Source organism: Ramlibacter sp. bp-362, from assembly GCF_054956735.1.
In genome coordinates this window covers 262723-280355 of the sequence record NZ_JBUDXE010000002.1, presented here as the reverse complement: position 1 = coordinate 280355, position 17633 = coordinate 262723, and the positions used below count along the sequence as shown (strand labels likewise).

General features: G+C 68.9%; 19 protein-coding genes. 12 read left to right on the top strand and 7 right to left on the bottom strand.

Annotated features, from left to right (window positions below; all coding sequences use genetic code 11):
• Window positions 1-129 precede the first annotated feature (129 nt).
• Window positions 130-1236 (bottom strand): DNA polymerase III subunit beta, encoded by a 1107-nt coding sequence (gene dnaN / locus ACY0MJ_RS03765; protein ID WP_462636942.1) that lies wholly within the window; start codon window positions 1234-1236, stop codon window positions 130-132.
• 101 nt (window positions 1237-1337) lie between these two features.
• Window positions 1338-2750, bottom strand: a complete 1413-nt coding sequence (gene dnaA, locus ACY0MJ_RS03760) for a chromosomal replication initiator protein DnaA (protein WP_462636941.1) — start codon at window positions 2748-2750, stop codon at window positions 1338-1340.
• Window positions 2751-2932: 182 nt separating this feature from the next.
• Here dnaA and rpmH point away from each other — a divergent pair, with 182 nt between their 5' ends.
• The 7 genes from rpmH (at window position 2933) to ACY0MJ_RS03725 (ending at window position 8504) form a co-directional block, all read left to right on the top strand.
• Window positions 2933-3067, top strand: a complete 135-nt coding sequence (gene rpmH / locus ACY0MJ_RS03755; RefSeq protein WP_145893359.1) for a 50S ribosomal protein L34 — start codon at window positions 2933-2935, stop codon at window positions 3065-3067.
• 41 nt (window positions 3068-3108) lie between these two features.
• On the top strand, window positions 3109-3513 hold the full coding sequence (locus ACY0MJ_RS03750; protein ID WP_462636940.1) for a ribonuclease P protein component: 405 nt from the start codon (window positions 3109-3111) through the stop codon (window positions 3511-3513).
• Window positions 3510-3755 (top strand): membrane protein insertion efficiency factor YidD, encoded by a 246-nt coding sequence (gene yidD / locus ACY0MJ_RS03745; protein WP_462636939.1) that lies wholly within the window; start codon window positions 3510-3512, stop codon window positions 3753-3755. Before ACY0MJ_RS03750 ends, yidD begins: the two co-directional genes overlap by 4 nt.
• A 15-nt stretch (window positions 3756-3770) precedes the next feature.
• Entirely contained in the window at window positions 3771-5465 is a 1695-nt protein-coding gene (yidC, locus tag ACY0MJ_RS03740) for a membrane protein insertase YidC (protein WP_462636938.1), read from the top strand.
• Between the two features lie 135 nt (window positions 5466-5600).
• On the top strand, window positions 5601-6965 hold the full coding sequence (gene mnmE, locus ACY0MJ_RS03735) for a tRNA uridine-5-carboxymethylaminomethyl(34) synthesis GTPase MnmE (RefSeq protein WP_462636937.1): 1365 nt from the start codon (window positions 5601-5603) through the stop codon (window positions 6963-6965).
• A gap of 173 nt (window positions 6966-7138) precedes the next feature.
• Window positions 7139-7630, top strand: coding sequence for a Crp/Fnr family transcriptional regulator (locus ACY0MJ_RS03730; protein ID WP_462636936.1), 492 nt, complete (start codon window positions 7139-7141; stop codon window positions 7628-7630).
• A gap of 124 nt (window positions 7631-7754) precedes the next feature.
• Window positions 7755-8504, top strand: coding sequence for a hypothetical protein (locus ACY0MJ_RS03725; RefSeq protein ID WP_462636935.1), 750 nt, complete (start codon window positions 7755-7757; stop codon window positions 8502-8504).
• Window positions 8505-8635: 131 nt separating this feature from the next.
• Here ACY0MJ_RS03725 and ACY0MJ_RS03720 read toward each other — a convergent pair whose 3' ends face one another.
• A complete protein-coding gene (locus tag ACY0MJ_RS03720; protein WP_462636934.1) occupies window positions 8636-9190 on the bottom strand; it encodes an adenine phosphoribosyltransferase in 555 nt (184 codons plus the stop codon).
• A gap of 5 nt (window positions 9191-9195) precedes the next feature.
• Window positions 9196-11181 (bottom strand): monovalent cation:proton antiporter-2 (CPA2) family protein, encoded by a 1986-nt coding sequence (locus tag ACY0MJ_RS03715; protein ID WP_462636933.1) that lies wholly within the window; start codon window positions 11179-11181, stop codon window positions 9196-9198.
• Between the two features lie 44 nt (window positions 11182-11225).
• Between ACY0MJ_RS03715 and ACY0MJ_RS03710 the strand changes: the two genes are divergently transcribed.
• Genes ACY0MJ_RS03710 through ACY0MJ_RS03695 form a run of 4 tightly spaced genes read left to right on the top strand, consistent with a single transcriptional unit; the run spans window position 11226 to window position 14189 of the window.
• Window positions 11226-12245 (top strand): KpsF/GutQ family sugar-phosphate isomerase, encoded by a 1020-nt coding sequence (locus ACY0MJ_RS03710; protein WP_462636932.1) that lies wholly within the window; start codon window positions 11226-11228, stop codon window positions 12243-12245.
• The gene (locus tag ACY0MJ_RS03705) at window positions 12245-12790 is read left to right on the top strand and encodes a KdsC family phosphatase (protein ID WP_462636931.1); all 546 of its coding nucleotides are present in this window, start codon (window positions 12245-12247) and stop codon (window positions 12788-12790) included. The genes ACY0MJ_RS03710 and ACY0MJ_RS03705 overlap by 1 nt, the downstream gene beginning before the upstream one ends.
• Window positions 12787-13416, top strand: coding sequence for an LPS export ABC transporter periplasmic protein LptC (lptC, locus tag ACY0MJ_RS03700; RefSeq protein ID WP_462636930.1), 630 nt, complete (start codon window positions 12787-12789; stop codon window positions 13414-13416). The genes ACY0MJ_RS03705 and lptC overlap by 4 nt, the downstream gene beginning before the upstream one ends.
• Window positions 13413-14189, top strand: coding sequence for an SDR family oxidoreductase (locus ACY0MJ_RS03695; protein ID WP_462636929.1), 777 nt, complete (start codon window positions 13413-13415; stop codon window positions 14187-14189). The genes lptC and ACY0MJ_RS03695 overlap by 4 nt, the downstream gene beginning before the upstream one ends.
• A 200-nt stretch (window positions 14190-14389) precedes the next feature.
• On the opposite strand, the gene ACY0MJ_RS03690 is transcribed toward ACY0MJ_RS03695, so the two are convergent.
• From ACY0MJ_RS03690 to ACY0MJ_RS03680, 3 genes are all read right to left on the bottom strand, one after another.
• On the bottom strand, window positions 14390-14869 hold the full coding sequence (locus ACY0MJ_RS03690; protein ID WP_462636928.1) for an RNA recognition motif domain-containing protein: 480 nt from the start codon (window positions 14867-14869) through the stop codon (window positions 14390-14392).
• A 264-nt stretch (window positions 14870-15133) separates the two neighbouring features.
• Window positions 15134-15517, bottom strand: coding sequence for an RNA recognition motif domain-containing protein (locus ACY0MJ_RS03685; RefSeq protein WP_462636927.1), 384 nt, complete (start codon window positions 15515-15517; stop codon window positions 15134-15136).
• Window positions 15518-15731: 214 nt separating this feature from the next.
• The gene (locus ACY0MJ_RS03680) at window positions 15732-16934 is read right to left on the bottom strand and encodes an ammonium transporter (protein ID WP_462636926.1); all 1203 of its coding nucleotides are present in this window, start codon (window positions 16932-16934) and stop codon (window positions 15732-15734) included.
• Window positions 16935-17064: 130 nt separating this feature from the next.
• On the opposite strand from ACY0MJ_RS03680, the gene ACY0MJ_RS03675 reads away from it, so the two are divergent.
• A complete protein-coding gene (locus ACY0MJ_RS03675) occupies window positions 17065-17625 on the top strand; it encodes a TMEM165/GDT1 family protein (RefSeq protein WP_462636925.1) in 561 nt (186 codons plus the stop codon).
• The last annotated feature ends 8 nt before the right edge of the window (window positions 17626-17633 follow it).

Sequence of the window (17633 nt, the reverse complement as noted above, 5' to 3'; positions counted from 1 at the left end):
CGGGGGCGGGGACCCAGGGCGTCCCTGGTTCCGATGTCATCCCGGGCCTGACCCGGGATCCATGCCTGCGTGGTGCCACGCATCGATGGATTGCGGGTCAAGCCCGCAATGACATGCGTGGTGCCGCGCTCAAATGCGCATCGGCATCACCACGTACTTGAAGCTCGCGTTCTCGGGAATCGTGACCAGCGCGGAGCTGTTGGCGTCGGCCAGTTCGATCTTCACCATGTCCTGGCCCATGTTGGCCAGGGCGTCGATCAGGTAGCTCACGTTGAAGCCGATCTCGATCGCGTCGCCGCTGTAGTCGATGTCGAGTTCGTCGGTCGCCTCTTCCTGTTCGGCGTTGTTGCTCGCCACGCGCAGCGTGCCCGGCTCCAGGTTCAGGCGCACGCCCTTGAACTTCTCGCTGGTGAGGATCGCGGTGCGCTGCAGGCTGGCCAGCAGCGGCGCGCGGCCGAGCGTGACGGCGTTCTTGTGGTTGCGCGGGATGACGCGGTTGTAGTCGGGGAACTTGCCTTCCACCAATTTGGTGACGAATTCCATGCCTTCGAACGCGAACTTCGCCTGGTTGTTGGCGAACTGCATCTCGATCGTGCCCTCGGCGTCGGACAGCAGGCGCTGCAGCTCCAGCACCGTCTTGCGCGGCAGGATCACCTCCTGGCGGGGCACTTCCACATCCAGCATGGCGCTGGCGAAGGCCAGGCGGTGGCCGTCGGTGGCCACGAGCGACAGCTGCTTGCCCTCTGCGACGAACAGGATGCCATTGAGGTAGTAGCGGATGTCGTGCACCGCCATGGCGAAGGACACCTGGTTCAGCAGGTCCTTCAGCGTCTTCTGCGGCACGGAGAACTTCGGCCCGAAGCTCGGGGCTTCCTGCACCAGCGGGAAGTCCTCGGCGGGCAGGGTCTGGAGCGTGAAGCGCGACTTGCCGCCCTTGAGCAGCAGCTTGTTCTGGCTGGATTCGAGGCTGACCGTCTGGTCGGACGGCATGGTGCGCAGGATGTCGATCAGCTTGCGGGCGCCGACGGTGGTGGTGAAGTTGCCCGGGTCGCCGTCGATCTCGGCGCTGGTGCGGATCTGGATTTCCAGGTCGCTGGTGGTGAACTGCACGTTGTTGCCGGTCTTGCGCACCAGCACGTTGGCGAGGATGGGCAACGTATGCCGCTTCTCGACGATGCCCGCTACCGCCTGGAGGACCGAGAGCAGTTTTTCTTGCGTTGCCTTCAGGACAATCATTGTCTTCCTCTTCCTAATTCAGTTCGTTCTGCGCCGGGCGGCTCAGCCGCCATTTTCGCTGATTTCACAGGCACTTACCCGCCTCCGCGCGGGCCGGGCCCTCACCCCTTGAGCGTCTGCTCCAGCACGTGCAGCTGCTGGTTCAACTCCGTCAGCTGCTGGCGCTCCGCCCCGATCTTGCGCACGGCGTGCAGCACGGTCGTGTGGTCGCGGCCGCCGAACAGCTCGCCGATCTCGGGCAGGCTTTTCTGGGTCAGTTCCTTGGCCAGGTACATGGCAATCTGGCGCGGGCGGGCGATCGAGGCCGGGCGCTTCTTGCTGTACATGTCGGCGACCTTGATCTTGTAGTAGTCGGCCACCGTCTTCTGGATGTTCTCCACGCTGATCTGCCGGTTCTGGATCGACAGCAGGTCGCGCAGGGCCTCGCGGGCCAGCTGGATGGAGATTTCCTTCTGGTTGAAGCGCGAATAGGCCAGGATCTTGCGCAAGGCCCCCTCCAGCTCGCGGACGTTGGAGCGGACGTTCTTGGCCACGAAGAAGGCCACTTCCTCGGGCATCTCGGTGCCCTCGGCCCGCGCCTTGTTGATCAGGATGGCCACCCGCATTTCCAGCTCGGGCGGCTCGATGGCGACCGTCAGGCCCGAGTCGAAGCGGGAGACCAGCCGCTCGTGGATGTCCGTCAGGCCCTTGGGATAGGTGTCCGAGGTCATCACGATGTGGCTCTTCTTGGCCAGCAGGGCCTCGAAGGCGTTGAAGAATTCCTCCTGCGTGCGGTCCTTGTTGGCGAAGAACTGGACGTCGTCGATCAGCAGGAGGTCGAGCGAGTGGTACTTGTCCTTGAACTCGTCGAAAGTCTTGCGCTGGTAGGCCTTGACCACATCCGAGACGAACTGCTCGGCGTGGATGTAGAGAACCTTGGCCTGGGGCCGGTCGGCCAGCAGCTTGTTGCCCACGGCATGGACCAGGTGGGTCTTGCCCAGCCCGACCCCGCCGTAGATGAACAGCGGGTTGTACAGCTGCCCCGGCGTGCCGGCCACGTGCATCGCCGCGGCCCGGGCCATGCGGTTGGCCGTGCCCTCCACCAGGGTGTCGAAGGTCAGGGCCGTGTTCAGCCGCGTCTTGAAGGCGGCGGGAGCGTTGTCTTCCTCGATCTCGGCCGGTTCGGCCACCGGGGCGTTGGCCGCCATGGCGGGCGCAGAGTAAGTGCGGATGCCGGTTTCCCGCGGAGTGATGGCCAACTCCAGCTGCACCGGATGGCCCGTCAGCTTCTCCAGGACCCCGGCGATGCGGCCGGCGTACTGGGCCCGCACCCAGTCGAGCTTGAAGCGGTTCGCGACGAACAGGGTGACCCGGGAAAAATCCTCGGAAACCTGCGCCGAGAGCGGTTTGATCCAGGTGTTGAACTGCTGTTCGGGGAGGTCCTGCGCCAGCTGGTCGACGCAAGCCTGCCAGAGGCTGTCGCCCGCTTCCAGGCTGGGTGCGGCCGCCAGCCTGTTGTGTTGCCCCTCGCTCATGTGCCCCGTCGCTCCTGTGGATTAGTTTTGTCGCGCGAAACGGCGCATTCTAGTTGCTGAACACCTTATCCACACAAGCCGACGAGGCAGCCGACGCGGGTACTCCACAGCCACTTGACAAGCCCCTTGGTTGCCCGGCCTACCCGTTTTGACGATAATGCCGGGTTTCCCCGAGAACCAACATGAAACGCACCTACCAACCCTCCAAAGTGCGCCGCGCGCGTACCCACGGCTTCCTGGTCCGCATGAAGACCCGTGGCGGCCGCGCCGTGATCAACGCCCGCCGCGCCAAGGGCCGCAAGCGCCTGGCCGCCTGAGGCCGCGTCCGTTCGCCAGCGCGCGCCTGCGCCTGCCGATCGTGCAGCGGCTCAAGACCCGGGCACAGTTCGAGGCAGCGATGGCAGGCGGCACCGTCTCCCGGACGCCGCACTTCGTGCTGCATCGCGCACCGCTCGCCGCGCCGTCCGACACCGCAGGCCCTGGGTCCGCAAGACCCCAGGGCCTGTTTGCTGTGCAGGACGAGCCGTGGATCGGTGCCGTGGTGCCCAAGCGCTGGGCCAGGCGGGCGGTCACCCGCAACGGGATCAAGCGCCAGATCTACGCCGTGAGCGCAGCCTTCGCCCCGCGCCTGCCCGCGGCCGCCCACGTGGTGCGGCTGCGGATGGACTTCGCGCGCGCGCAATTCACGAGCGCCTGGTCCGAGGCGCTGAAGGAAAGCGTGCGCGGCGAGCTGCTGCAGCTGTTCGAGCGGGCCAAGCCATGAAGCGCGTCCTCATCGCCCTGGTGAAGGGCTACCGCCTCTTCCTGTCCCCCTCGCTCGGGTCGGCCTGCCGCTTCACGCCCACCTGCTCCGCCTACGCGCTGCAGGCGCTGCAGGAGCACGGCGCCGCCGCCGGCGCCTATCTCGCCGCCGCCCGCATCGCCCGCTGCCACCCCTGGTGCGCCGGCGGGCACGACCCGGTCCCCGCGGCCAAGCCCAGGCTCTTCACCCGCCGGGGCGCCTAACAACAGAAGAAAACCATGACCGACATCCGCCGCACCATCCTCTGGGTGATCTTCGGCTTCTCCCTCGTCATGCTGTGGGACCAATGGCAGGTCTACAACGGCAAGCCGGCCACCTTCTTCCCCTCCGGAAAACCCGCGGCCACGGCCCCGGCGCCGGCGGGCACCGCCAGCGGCGCCGTGCCCCCGGCCAGCGCCATCACCGTGCCGCAGGGCACGGTCGCGGCCGCGCCCGGCGTCATCCCGCCCGCACCCGCGGCCGGCGCGCAGGCCGTGCAGCACGAGCAGATCACCGTCAGCAACGACGTGATGCGCGTGACCTTCGACACCGAAGGCGGCTCCATCGTCCGCACCGAGCTCCTGAAGTACCAGGGCGACAAGACGGGCGACCCCTTCGTGCTGATGAACCACAACGCCGAGCGGCAGTACGTCGCGCAGAGCGGGCTGATCGGCGGCGACTTCCCGAACCACAAGACGGTGATGACCTTCAGCGGCGACAAGACGCTCGCCGACGGCGCCAACGAGCTGGTGGTGAAGTTCGAGTCGCCGGTGCAGGGCGGCGTGAAGCTGGTGAAGACCTACACGCTCAAGCGCGGCGACTACGCCATGGCCGTGCAGCACCAGGTGATCAACACCGCTGGCGCGCCGGTGGCGCCGCAGCTGTACGTGCAGCTCGTGCGCGACGGCAACAAGCTGCCGGGCGAGTCGTCCTTCTATTCCACCTTCACCGGTCCGGCGATCTACACGCCGGACGAGAAGTTCCACAAGGTGAATTTCGAGGACATCGAAAAGGGCAAGGCCGAGATCGACAAGGAATCCGACGGCGGCTACGTGGCCATGGTGCAGCACTACTTCGCCAGCGCCTGGATCCTGCCGGACGGCATCAAGCGCGAGAACTTCGTGCGCAAGGTCGACAACAACCTGTACGCGATCGGCATGATCACGCCGGTGAGCGTGGCGCCGGGCGCCACCCAGGTGGTGCAGGGCAAGTTCTACTCGGGCCCCGAGGAAGAGAAGCGCCTGGAGCAGGTCGCCACCGGCCTGGACCTGGTGAAGGACTACGGGTGGCTGACCATCCTCGCCAAGCCGCTGTACTGGCTGCTGTCCAAGCTGCACTCCTTCATCGGCAACTGGGGCTGGTCCATCGTGGCGCTGGTGCTGCTGATCAAGGTGGCCTTCTACTGGCTGCAGGCCAAGGGCTACGAGAGCATGGCCAAGATGAAGGCGATCAACCCGAAGGTCATGGCCATGCGGGAGCGCTTCAAGGACAACCCGCAGCAGATGCAGCAGGAGATGATGCGCATCTACCGCGAGGAGAAGGTCAACCCGCTGGGCGGCTGCCTGCCGATCGTGGTGCAGATCCCGGTGTTCATCGCGCTGTACTGGGTGCTGCTGTCCTCGGTGGAGATGCGCAACGCGCCCTGGATCGGCTGGATCCGCGACCTGTCCTCGCCCGACCCGTACTTCATCCTGCCGGCGGTGATGACGCTCACCTCGCTGTTCCAGACGGCGCTGAACCCGGTGCCGCCGGACCCGATGCAGGCCAAGATGATGTGGTTCATGCCGCTGATCTTCTCGGTGATGTTCTTCTTCTTCCCGGCCGGCCTGGTGCTGTACTGGATCACGAACAACCTGCTGTCGATCGCCCAGCAATGGCTGATCAACACCCGCATGGGCGTGCCGCCGCAGTTCAACCTGCCGAAGTTCAAGTAGCGCCGCGGACATTGCGAGAAGACATGTCATCCCGGGCTTGACCCGGGATCCACCGTTACGCACCCCGGTCCTGGATTGCGGCCCAAGGCCGCAATGACAAGTCTCCCGCCGTCTCTCCGCCAATAATGGGCGCCCATGCTCGCCCGCCTCGACCAGCCCATCGCCGCCATCGCCACGGCCCCCGGCCGCGGCGCCGTGGGCATCGTCCGGGTCTCGGCGAAATCGGTCCAGTCCCTCGTCGCCGCGATCTGCGGCCGGCCGCTGCGCCCGCGCGAGGCGACCTACCTGCCCTTCCTCGCCGCCGACGGCAGCGCGATCGACCAGGGCCTGGCCCTCCACTTCCCGGCCCCGCACTCCTACACCGGCGAGGACGTGCTGGAACTGCAGGCGCACGGCGGCCCGGTGGTGCTGCAGCTGCTGCTCGCGCGCTGCCTCGAAGCCGGCGCGTCCATGCAGCTGCGCGTCGCCGAGCCCGGCGAGTTCACCCAGCGCGCCTTCTTGAACGGCAAGCTGGACCTCGCGCAGGCCGAAGCCATCGCCGACCTGATCGACGCCAGCACCGAAGCGGCCGCACGCAGCGCCACGCGCTCGCTCGCCGGCGAGTTCTCGCGCGAGGTGCACGCGCTGCGCGACGCGCTGGTGAACCTGCGCATGCTGGTGGAGGCGACCTTGGACTTCCCGGAAGAGGAGATCGACTTCCTGCAGAAGGCCGACGCGCAGGGCCAGCTGGAGCGGCTGCAGGCGAACCTCGCGCGCGTGATGCAGCGCGCGCACCAGGGCGCGCTGCTGCGCGAAGGCCTGCACGTGGTGATCGCGGGCCAGCCGAACGCGGGCAAGAGCTCGCTGCTCAACGCGCTGGCGGGCGCGGAGCTGGCGATCGTCACGGCCATTCCCGGCACCACGCGCGACATCGTGCGCCAGACCATCCAGATCGAGGGCGTGCCGCTGCACGTGGTGGACACGGCGGGCCTGCGCGAGGGCGCGGACCAGGTGGAGCAGATCGGCATCGAACGCGCGTGGGGGCAGATCGAGAAGGCCGACGCGGTGCTGTTCCTGCACGACCTCACGCGCGCGGAATCGCCCGAGTACCAGCAGGCCGATGCGGCCATCGCGGCAAAGTTGCCGAAGGATGTGCCGGTCGTGGATGTGTGGAACAAGAAGGACGCGGTGGGCGAAACGAACCTCGCGGACGCCCTTCTTCTGTCTGCGCGGACGGGCGAAGGACTCGAACCGCTGCGCCGGAAACTGCTCGAAATCGCCGGCTGGCAAGCCGCGCCCGAAGGCGTGTTCATCGCGCGCGAGCGGCACCTGCATGCACTGCGCCGCGTCGATGCGCACCTGATGGAAGCCGCGGCGCTGCTCGCGCGCCAGGCGCAGGCGCTGGACCTGCTCGCCGAGGAACTGCGGCTCGCGCAGAACGCGCTGTCGGAAATCACGGGCGAGTTCAGCGCCGACGATCTGCTGGGCGTGATCTTCAGCCGCTTCTGCATCGGCAAGTGAGACTCTCCGTGTGCACTATTCAGGGGCACGCGCGCCGGCCATCCGCCGATCCGCACCGTTGATCCGCCGCGGGGAAGCTTCGCGCGTTACAGCCTTGGTGCCTGCCGTATCTCGTGTAATGGATCGCTAACAAGGCTTGTGCTTCGCGCGGGGCAGCGCTTACCTTCGCGGCCATGAATGCGCCCCTGCCCCACCCCCTCCACTTCGACGTGCATGGCCTGATCCACGCCGTCGCGCACAACCAGTCGCTGGACGCGTTCCACCCGAACCTCACGTCCAAGCAGTGGGAGCTGTTCGGCACCTACCTGCAGCCCTTCGCCGTGCGGCAGGGGCAGGTGGTGATCGAGCAGAACGCGAGCGACCGCACCGTGTACCTGGTGGAGTCGGGCACGGTCACCGTGCACTACGAGGACGACAAGGGGCGGCTGCGCCTGGCCACCGTCGAAGCGGGGTCCGCCGTCGGCGAAGGCGCGTTCTTCACGCGCCTGCCGCGCACGGCCACCGTGCAGGCCGCGAGCCCCTGCAAGCTGTGGTCGCTCAGCCCCATCCGCTTCACCGAGCTCACCAATCGCCAGCCCGCGCTGGCCGTGGAAGTGGCGCTCGCGCTGGGCTCGCTCGTGTCGCGGCGGCTGGCCAACCGACCCAAGCGCGTCGCGGTCACCTGACGACGGGACGCCGCCGCTCGTCCCGCCGCCCCGCACGCCTGTCCGCCTTCGCCGCCGCCTTACATGGGCGTAACAAAGGCGGACCACACTGGGGCCAAAGCAACAAGCGCACCGGAAGTCCCCCATGTCCCTCCTGAACTGGTTCTCCGCCAAGAAGGCCCACGAACATGTGAGCGTGATGCCGAGCTCCGGGCTCTCGCGCCTCGACTCCACCAAGCCGTACAACCACGTGCGCCAGGGCAGCGGCGGCGCCGCGCAGCCCGCCAACCGCAAGCAGGAGCGGCTGGAGCGGCGCGAGCTCCTCTACGGCGTGGTGCGCGAGGCGATGGTGCGCGCGGGCGTGCTGTCTTCCAGCTACAAGTTCAAGGTGCTCTCGCTCGACCCGCGCGGCCGCCAGTTCCTGGTGATGGTGGACCTGGCGCAGGGCGCGGCGAGCGATACCTCGCGCCTCGCCGAGATCGAGGCGATGGTGGCGCAATCGGCCAAGGCGCGCTACGACATCCTGGTGTCGGCCGTGTACTGGCGCGCCAACGAGCACGTGGCGATCGGCGACCCCGCGCACTTCACGGCGCAGAAGCCGCTGATCTCGCAGCCCGCGCCCCTGGAGCCCGCGGTGGTGTCGCGGCCGGCGGAACTTCGCGCGGCGCCGCCGGCAGCGGCCTCACGCCGCTACGAGCCGCTGCAGGCGGACGAGGTCACCGCCTTCCGCAAGGCCCTGGACGCCGGCGTGCGCGGCGAGCAGGCGCTCGCCGCGGTCAACGACGGCAAGACGAAGCAGAGCTACACGCTGCTCACGGGCTTCGAGGACACCGAGATGGCGGACAACGCGGGCACGGAAGGAAACCTGAGCAAGACGCAGTTCGGCTCGCTGTGAAGTTCAGGGTTGTCATCCCGGGCTTGACCCGGGATCCACCGTGGCGCGCCACGGCCTCTGGATTGCGGCTCAAGGCCGCAATGACAAGGTGGGGGTCAGGCGGGAGGACGGCCGCGGCATGACGCGGAGCCTCAATGCCCCGCGAAGTCCACGAACGTGAACACCTCGAGGCCTCCGTCGCGCAGCTTCTGCGACCCGCCCAGCTCCGGTAAATCCACGATCGCGCACCCCTCCATCACCTTCGCCCCGAGCTTCTCCAGCAGCTTCTTGCCGGCCATCATGGTCCCGCCCGTGGCGATCAGGTCGTCGATCAGCACGACGCTCTGCCCCGGCTTCACGGCGTCGGTGTGCAGTTCCACCGTCGCACTGCCGTATTCCAGCTCGTAGGTCTCGGCCACCGTGGTGAACGGCAGCTTGCCCTTCTTGCGGATCGGAACGAACCCCAGCCCCAGCTGGTACGCGACCACCGAGCCGAGGATGAAGCCGCGCGCGTCGAGCCCCGCCACGACGTCGGGCCGGCGGTCCATGTAGCGCTGCACGAAGGCGTCGATCAGCACGCGGAACACCTTCGGGTCCTGCAGCAGCGGCGTGATGTCGCGGAACTGCACGCCCGGCGCCGGCCAGTCCGGCACGGTGCGGATGTGGCGGCGCAGGTAGTCGCTGACGTCCAGTGTGTCCTTGTCCATGTCCTTCATCCCTTGAGCAGCAGCTCTTCCGCCATCGCCAGCGGCTCGGGCCGGCCGGAGAGCACGAGCGTATCGCCATCCTGCAGCGGCGGATCGGTCGCCGGGTCGACGTTGCGGCCGTTGCTGCGGCGCAGGCTCACCACGCGCACGCCCTGCCCGGCCAGCCGCAGCTGGCTGAGCGCGCGGCCGAGCACGCTCGCGCCCAGCGGCAGCGTCACCGTGGCCAGGCGCTCCTGCTCCACTTCCAGCGAGCTCGTGTCGTCGGCGCCGTGGAAGTAGCCGCGCAGCAGGTTGTAGCGGGCGTCGCGCTGCTCCTGCACGATGCGGATCACGCGGCGCATGGGCACGCCCACCAGCGCCAGCGCGTGGCTGGCCAGCATCAGCGAGCTCTCGAGCGTCTCGGGCACCACCTCGGTGGCGCCGGCCTTCTGGAGCTTGTCGAGCTCGAAGTCGTCCTGCGTGCGCACGATCACCGGCACGTTGGGCGCATGGGCGCGGGCGTTGGCCAGCACCTTCAGCGCGCCCGGCACGTCGAGGTACGTGATCACGACGGCGCTGGCGCGCGACAGGCCGGCGGCCACCAGCGCCTGCAGCTTGGCCGCGTCGCCGAACACCACCGAATCGCCCGCGGCCGCGGCTTGGCGCACGCGGTCCGGGTCCAGGTCCAGCGCCATGTAGGGGATGCCCTCGCGCTCCAGCATGCGCGCGAGGTTCTGGCCGCAGCGGCCGTAGCCGCAGATGATCACGTGCTTGTTCGTGTTGATCGCCTTGCGCGCGATGTTGGTCGTCTCCAGCGACTGCAGCAGCCATTCGCTGGACACCAGCTTCATCACGATGCGGTTGCTCCACTGGATGATGAAGGGCGTGGCCAGCATGGAGATCACCATGCTCGCGAGGATGGGGTTGAGCAGCTCCGGCGGCACCAGCGCATGCTCGCGCGCCAGCGACAGCAGCACGAAGCCGAATTCGCCCGCCTGCGCCAGGTACAGGCCCGTGCGCAGCGACACGCCCATGGACGCGCCGAAGACGCGCGCGAGCCCCGTCACGAGCAGCAGCTTGAACGCCACCGGCACGACCACCAGCAGCAGCACCAGGCCCCAGCGCTCCGCCACCGGGTGCCAGTCCAGCAGCATGCCCACGGTGATGAAGAACAGGCCCAGCAGCACGTCGTGGAAGGGCCGGATGTCGGCCTCCACCTGATGCTTGTACTCGGTCTCGGAAATGAGGATGCCGGCGATGAAGGCGCCCAGCGCCAGCGACAGCCCCGCCAGCTCGGTCAGCCAGGCCAGGCCCAGCGTGACCAGCAGCAGGTTCAGCACGAACAGTTCGTCGCTCTTGCGCCGCGCCACCAGCGTGAGCCACCAGCGCATGAAGCGCTGGCCGCCGGCCAGCAGCAGTACGATCAGCGCGGCGGCCTTCACGCCCGCGAGCGCCAGGTCGCGCAGCAGCACCTCGGGCGGGCTGCCCAAGGCGGGGATCAGCACCAGCAGCGGCACCACGGCCAGGTCCTGGAACAGCAGCACGCCCATCACGCGCTTGCCGTGCTCGGAGTCGAGCTCCAGCCGTTCGGACATCAGCTTCACCACGATCGCGGTGGAGCTCATGGCCAGCGCTCCGGAGAGGGCCAGCGCCGTCTGCCAGCTCATGGTGAAGAAGCGGGGCAGCACGGCCGCCAGCAGCAGCGCGCCCAGGGCGGCCGGCACGATGGTCAGCGCCACCTGCGCCAGTCCGAGCCCGAACACGAAGCTGCGCATCGCGCGCAGCTTGGAGAGGCTGAACTCCAGGCCGATCACGAACATCAGGAACACGACCCCGAATTCGCCCAGGTGGCGCACGCTGTCGGAGTCCTCGGCCAGCGCCAGCACGTTGGGGCCGATCACCACGCCCACGGCGAGGTAGCCGAGCATGGGGGGCAGCTTGAGGGAACGGCAGGCCACGACCCCCAGTACCGCGGCCAGCAGGTACAAGAGGGTGAGGGCCAGCGAACTCATCCTCGTATCCTATCGTCACGGGGGCTCGCCCTTAAAATCGGCGGATGACGCCTCTTCCCCCGCCGGCCGAAGGCCCGGCCGCTTCCCTGCCTTTCGATGGCGCCCGGGCGCTGAAGCTGGCGCATGAAACCTTCGATATCGAGGCCGCCGCCTTGCAGGGGCTCAAGGCGCGCACGGGCGACAAGTTCGTCCAGGCCGTCGAGGTCATGCTGCGCGTGCGCGGTCGGGTGGTGGTGATGGGCATGGGCAAGAGCGGCCACGTCGGCCGCAAGATCGCCGCCACGCTCGCCTCCACCGGCACGCCGGCGATGTTCGTGCACCCGGCCGAGGCGAGCCACGGCGACCTGGGCATGATCAAGGCGATCGACCTCGTGCTGGCCATCTCCAACGGCGGCGAAAGCGACGAGATCACCGCCCTGCTGCCGGTGCTCAAGCGCCAGGGCGTGCCGCTGGTGGCCCTGACGGGCAACGCCAAGTCCACGCTGGCGCGCCACGCGGACATCGTGCTGGACAGCGGCGTCGCGAAGGAAGCCTGTCCGCTGAACCTGGCGCCCACGGCCAGCACCACGGCGCAACTGGCGCTGGGCGATGCGCTGGCGGTGGCGCTGCTGGACGCGCGCGGCTTCAAGGCCGAGGACTTCGCCCGCTCGCACCCGGGCGGCGCGCTCGGCCGCAAGCTGCTCACGCACCTGAGCGACGTGATGCGCAGCGGCGACTCCGTACCCAAGGTCACCGCGGACGCAGCCTTCACCACGCTGATGCGCGAGATGAGCAGCAAGGGCCTGGGCGCGTCCGCCGTGGTGGACGAGGCCGACCACGTGCTGGGCATCTTCACCGACGGCGACCTGCGCCGCCTGATCGAGCGCGGCGTGGACCTGCGTCCCATGCGCGCGCGCGACGTGATGCACCCCGGGCCCAAGACCATCCGCAACGACGCGCTGGCGGCCGAGGCGGCGCAGCTGATGGAGCAGTACCGCATCACCAGCGTGCTGGTCGTCGACGCGCAGGACAAGCTGGTCGGCGCCGTGAACAGCAACGACCTGATGCGCGCCAAGGTGATCTGATGGCCGCGCCGGCGCTCACCTTCCCGCCGGAACTGCTGCTCGCCGCGCAGGGCATCCGCGTCGCCTTCTTCGACGTCGACGGCGTCATGACCGACGGCGGCATCCTGCTGTCGGACGAGGGCGAGACGATCAAGCGCTTCCACATCCTGGACGGCCTGGGACTCAAGCTGCTGCAGCGCGCCGGCATCACGCCGGTGGTGATCACCGGGCGCGACTCGAAGCCGCTGCGCCAGCGGCTGGAGGCGCTGGGCGTCGCGAACGTGCACTACGGCACCGAGGACAAGCGCCCGGCCGCCGAGAAGACGCTCGCGGCGCTGGGCCTGGACTGGTCGCAGGCCGCCGCCATGGGCGACGACTGGCCCGACCTGCCGGTGCTGCGCCGCTGCGCCTTCGCGGTGGCGCCGCCCCATGCGCACGTGGAAGTGCGCCACTGCGCGCGCTACGTCACCCGGGCCGCCGCCGGCCAGGGGGCGGCGCGCGAATTCTGCGACCTGCTGCTGGTGGCCAGCGGCCGCTACGCGCAGTTGCTGGAGGCCTACGGGTGAGCCCCTTGCGCGGCTTCGGTCGCGCCTGGGACCGGATCTCGATCTACCTGCCCATCATCCTGATGGGCCTGCTGGCCCTGGGCACCTACTGGCTGGCGCGCAACACGCCGGGCGCCGCGCCCATCGTCGGCGAGCACGCGCCCACGCACGATCCCGACTATTTCCTGCGGGGCTTCTCCGTGAAGTCCTTCGACCGCAACGGCCGGCTAAAGAACGAGATCCGCGGCAGCGAGGCGCGCCACTTCCCCGACACCGACACACTGGAGATCGACCAGCCGCGCATCCGCTCGTACAGCGAGAAGGGCGCGCTGACCGTCGCCACCGCCGACAAGGCGATCAGCAACAGCGACGGCTCGCAGGTGCAGCTGATCGGCCACGCGGTGGTCACGCGGGAGGCGCCCGAGGGCCAGCGCGCCGCGCAGCCGCGGCTGGAGATCCGCGGCGAGTTCCTGCACGCCTTCATGGACGAGGAGCGGGTGAAGTCCGACCAGCCGGTGACCATCGCCCGCGGCGACGACGTCTTCCAGGGCGACAACCTCGACTACGACCACCTCGACCGGGTGCTGGAGCTGCGCGGCCGCGTGCGCGGCACCCTGCGGCCCGAGCACGGCCAGCGCCAGCCATGACGCCGCTGGCCTTCATCACCGGCGCGTCCAGCGGCATCGGCCAGGCGCTCGCCTGGCGCTATGCCCAGGCCGGCTGGAACCTGGCGCTGGTGGCGCGGCGCAGCGATGAGATGGCGCGGTGGGCGCGGACGCAGGGGCTCGCGCCGGAGCGCTGGCAGGTCTACGGCGCCGACGTGGCCGATCGCGACAGCATCGTCGCGGCGGGCGAAGCCTGCATCGCGCGGCAGGGGCTGCCGGACGTGGTGATCGCCAATGCCGGCATCAGCGTCGGCGTGGACACGGCGATCCGCGAGGACCTGGAGGTGATCGCGCGCACCTTCGCGACCAACACGGTGGGCGTCGCCGCGACCTTCCATCCCTTCATCGAAGGCATGCGCGCGCGCGGCAGGGGCCGGCTGGTGGGCGTGGCGAGCGTCGCCGGCATCCGCGGCCTGCCCGGCCACGGCGCCTATTGCGCCAGCAAGGCCGCGGTGATCAGCTACTGCGAGAGCCTGCGCGGCGAGCTGCGCGGCAGCGGCGTGAAGGTGGTGACGATCGCGCCGGGCTACGTCGACACGCCGCTCACGCGGCAGAACCGCTACGGCATGCCCTTCCTGATGCGGGCGGAGGATTTCGCCGACGATGCGTTCCGGGTGATCGAGGCGGGCAGGAGCTATCGGGTGATCCCGTGGCAGATGGGTGTGGTGGCGAAGCTGCTGCGGGTGCTGCCCGACCCGGTGTTCGATCGCCTGCTCGCCGGCCGGCCGCGCAAGCACCGGCAGGGTGGGGGGTGAGCGCGCGATCGGTGGGGTTCGCGTTCGCTCACCGCCCGGCGGCCGCTGGCCGCCGCCACCCTACGGGGTCGGTGACGGGAGTGTCGGGACCGTAGGGTGGCGCGGCGCAGCCGCGGACGGTGAGCGAAAGCGAACCCCACCGCCCACCGCCCACGAAAAAGGCTCCCGCAGGAGCCCTTTCTTCACGGTGCGATCGCAGCTCAGTAGCTGCCGCCCCCACCGTATCCACCACCCCCGCCGCCACCGGAGCGCCCACCGCCGCGCGGGCCGGCGCCGTAGGGGCTGCGGAAGCCGCCGTCCTGGCCGCCGCCACCGCCACCCGAGCGGCCACCGCCGCCGCCATAGCCGCCACCGCCGGAGCGGCCGCCGCCGCCCCCGCCGCCGTAGCCGCCACCACCTCCGCCACCGCCGCCGAAGCCGCGCGGGCGGTTTTCCATCGGGCGCGCCTCGTTCACGACGATGCTGCGGCCGCCCATGGGCTGGCCGTTCATTCCGTTGATGGCGGCCTGCGCCTCGGCGTCGCTGCCCATCTCGACGAAACCGAAGCCCTTGGAGCGGCCGGTTTCCCGTTCCATCATGACCTTCGCGCTGGTGACCTGGCCGAACTGGCTGAACGCCTGTTCGAGGTCGCTGTCGCGCATCTGGTAGGGCAGGTTGCCTACGTACAGTTTGTTGCCCATCTACAGGGACTCCTGAATAAACGAGTGAAACGAGAGAGCGATGGAGTCCCGAAAACGCATTCAAGCAATGGAAGCGAAAGGCACCTGTTCACCGCACCGCGTGACCGCCAGACCACGCTTTTCCATTATGGAGCACACCCTCGGGCCCGTGGCAAGGGGTGCGGACCCGGAGGACGGTGAAAAATTGAACGCCCGCGAGCGCCCGCGGCGGGCATGAAAAAAGGGCCCGGAGGGCCCTTTTCGCTGGATACGTATCCGCCGTGCTCAGTAGCGGTCGCGGCCACCGCCGCCGTAGCCGCCACCGCCGCCTTCGCGACGGCCGCCGCCGAAGCCGCCACCACCACCGCCGCCGAAGCCGCGGCCACCGCCGCCGCCGCCACCGAAGCCGCCGCTGCGCGGCTCCATCGGACGGGCCTCGTTCACCACGAGGGCGCGGCCGCCGTGCTGCTGGCCGTTCATGCCCTGGATGGCGGCCTGCGCTTCGGCGGGGCTGCTCATCTCGACGAAACCGAAGCCCTTGGAGCGGCCGGTGTCACGTTCCATCATGACCTTGGCGCTGGTCACGGTGCCGAACTGGCTGAACGCCTGTTCCATGTCGCTGTCGCGGAAAGAGTAGGGAAGGTTCCCCACGTAAAGCTTGTTGCCCATTACGGGACTCCTGGAAAAAAACGCAAAACGCGATGGAGTCCGCAAACGCAATCAACAACCACGCGAGACCGACAAACACCGCAAACCTGCAGACCCTCGTGGGTCCACGGCGGCATTATGCGCTGGAGTCCCCCCGCCGCAAGCGCGACAGTGCCTATTCCGGCGAAATAAATGCAGGATCGGGTCACATTGCGGCAAGAAATCCGGGTTTTTCCTACCAGCTGGCTTCGCGTTCCGGCGTCGAACCGATGCGGTGGATCGACAGGTCGGCGCCCGCGAACTCCTGTTCGGCCGACAGGCGCAGCCCCATCGCCGCCTTGAGGGCGCCGTAGGTGGCGAAGCCGGCGGCCAGCGCCCACGCCACGCCCAGCAGGCTGCCGATCACCTGCGCCCCCAGGTTCACGCCGCCCAGGCCGCCGAGCGCCGCGCTGCCGAAGATGCCGGCCGCGACGCCGCCCCACAGCCCGCACAGGCCGTGCAGGGGCCAGACGCCCAGCACGTCGTCGATCTTCCAGCGGTTCTGGGTGAAGGTGAACATCAGCACGAAGATCGCGCCGGCGGCGGCGCCCACGGGGAGCGCGCCCAGCGGATGCATCACGTCGCTGCCCGCGCACACCGCCACCAGCCCGGCGAGCGGCCCGTTGTGCACGAAGCCCGGGTCGTTGCGCCCGAGCAGCAGCGCCGCCAGCGTGCCGCCCACCATGGCCATCAGCGAGTTGACGGCCACCAGGCCGGAGACCTTGTCCAGGGTCTGCGCGCTCATCACGTTGAAGCCGAACCAGCCCACCGTGAGGATCCAGGCCCCCAGCGCCAGGAAGGGGATGTTGGACGGCGGGTGCGCCGAGATCGCGCCGTCCTTGCGGTAGCGGTTGTGGCGCGCGCCCAGCAGCAGCACGGCCGCCAGGGCCAGCCAGCCGCCGACCGCGTGCACCACGATCGAGCCGGCGAAGTCGTGGAACTCCGCGCCCGTGAGCGACCGGATCCAGCCCTGGATGCCGAAGCGCTGGTTCCAGGCCACGCCCTCGAACAGCGGATAGACCACGCCCACGATCACCGCCGTGGCCAGTAGCTGCGGGCCGAAGCGGGCGCGTTCGGCGATGCCGCCGGAGATGATCGCCGGCACGGCCGCGGCGAAGGTCAGCAGGAAGAAGAACTTCACCAGCGCGTAGCCCTGGTGCGCGACCAGCTGCTGCGCCCCGACCAGGAAGCCGGTGCCGTAGGCGACGGCGTAGCCCACCAGGAAGTAGGCGACCGAGGAGACTGAGAAGTCGGCCAGGATCTTCACGAGCGCGTTCACCTGGCTCTTCTTGCGCACGGTCCCCAGCTCCAGGAAGGCGAAGCCCGCGTGCATGGCCAGGACCAGGATGGCTCCCAGCAGGATGAACAGGACGTCCGCGCCCTCTTTCAGTGCTTCCATGGTGGCCCCTTTGGTGTCGGATGCTTGTTGTTGGTGCGTGCGGGCCGTGTTGGTGAAGCCCGCACCACCTCAAAGCAAAATCTGCGCCATCGGGGTGCGTGCCGGGGGCTGCCTCTAGAATGCCGGTCCCTTGGAAGCCTTTCTTGTCTCTACGGGCATCGTCGCCCTCGCCGAAATGGGCGACAAGACGCAACTGCTGTCGCTGGTCCTCGCCGCCCGCTTCCGCAAGCCCTGGCCGATCGCCCTCGGCATCCTGGTCGCCACCCTGGCCAACCACGCCCTCGCCGGCGCGGTGGGCAGCTGGGTGACGCACGTGCTGGGCCCGGACGTGCTGCGCTGGGTCCTGGGCGGCTCCTTCATCGCCATGGCGATCTGGATGCTGGTCCCCGACAAGCTGGACGAGGACGAGGCGCCGCGCGGACCGAGGCTGGGCATCTTCGCCACCACGGTGCTGGCCTTCTTCCTGGCGGAGATGGGCGACAAGACGCAGGTGGCCACCGTGATGCTGGCCGCGCAGTTCCAGGCCTGGGCCTCCGTCGTGGCGGGCACGACGCTGGGCATGATGCTCGCCAACGTGCCGGTCGTGTGGTTCGGCGAGCGCATCACGCGCAAGGTGCCCATCAAGCTGGTGCACACCATCGGCGCCGTGATCTTCCTCGTGCTGGGCGTCGTGGCCCTGCTGGGGTGGTGACGTATAGT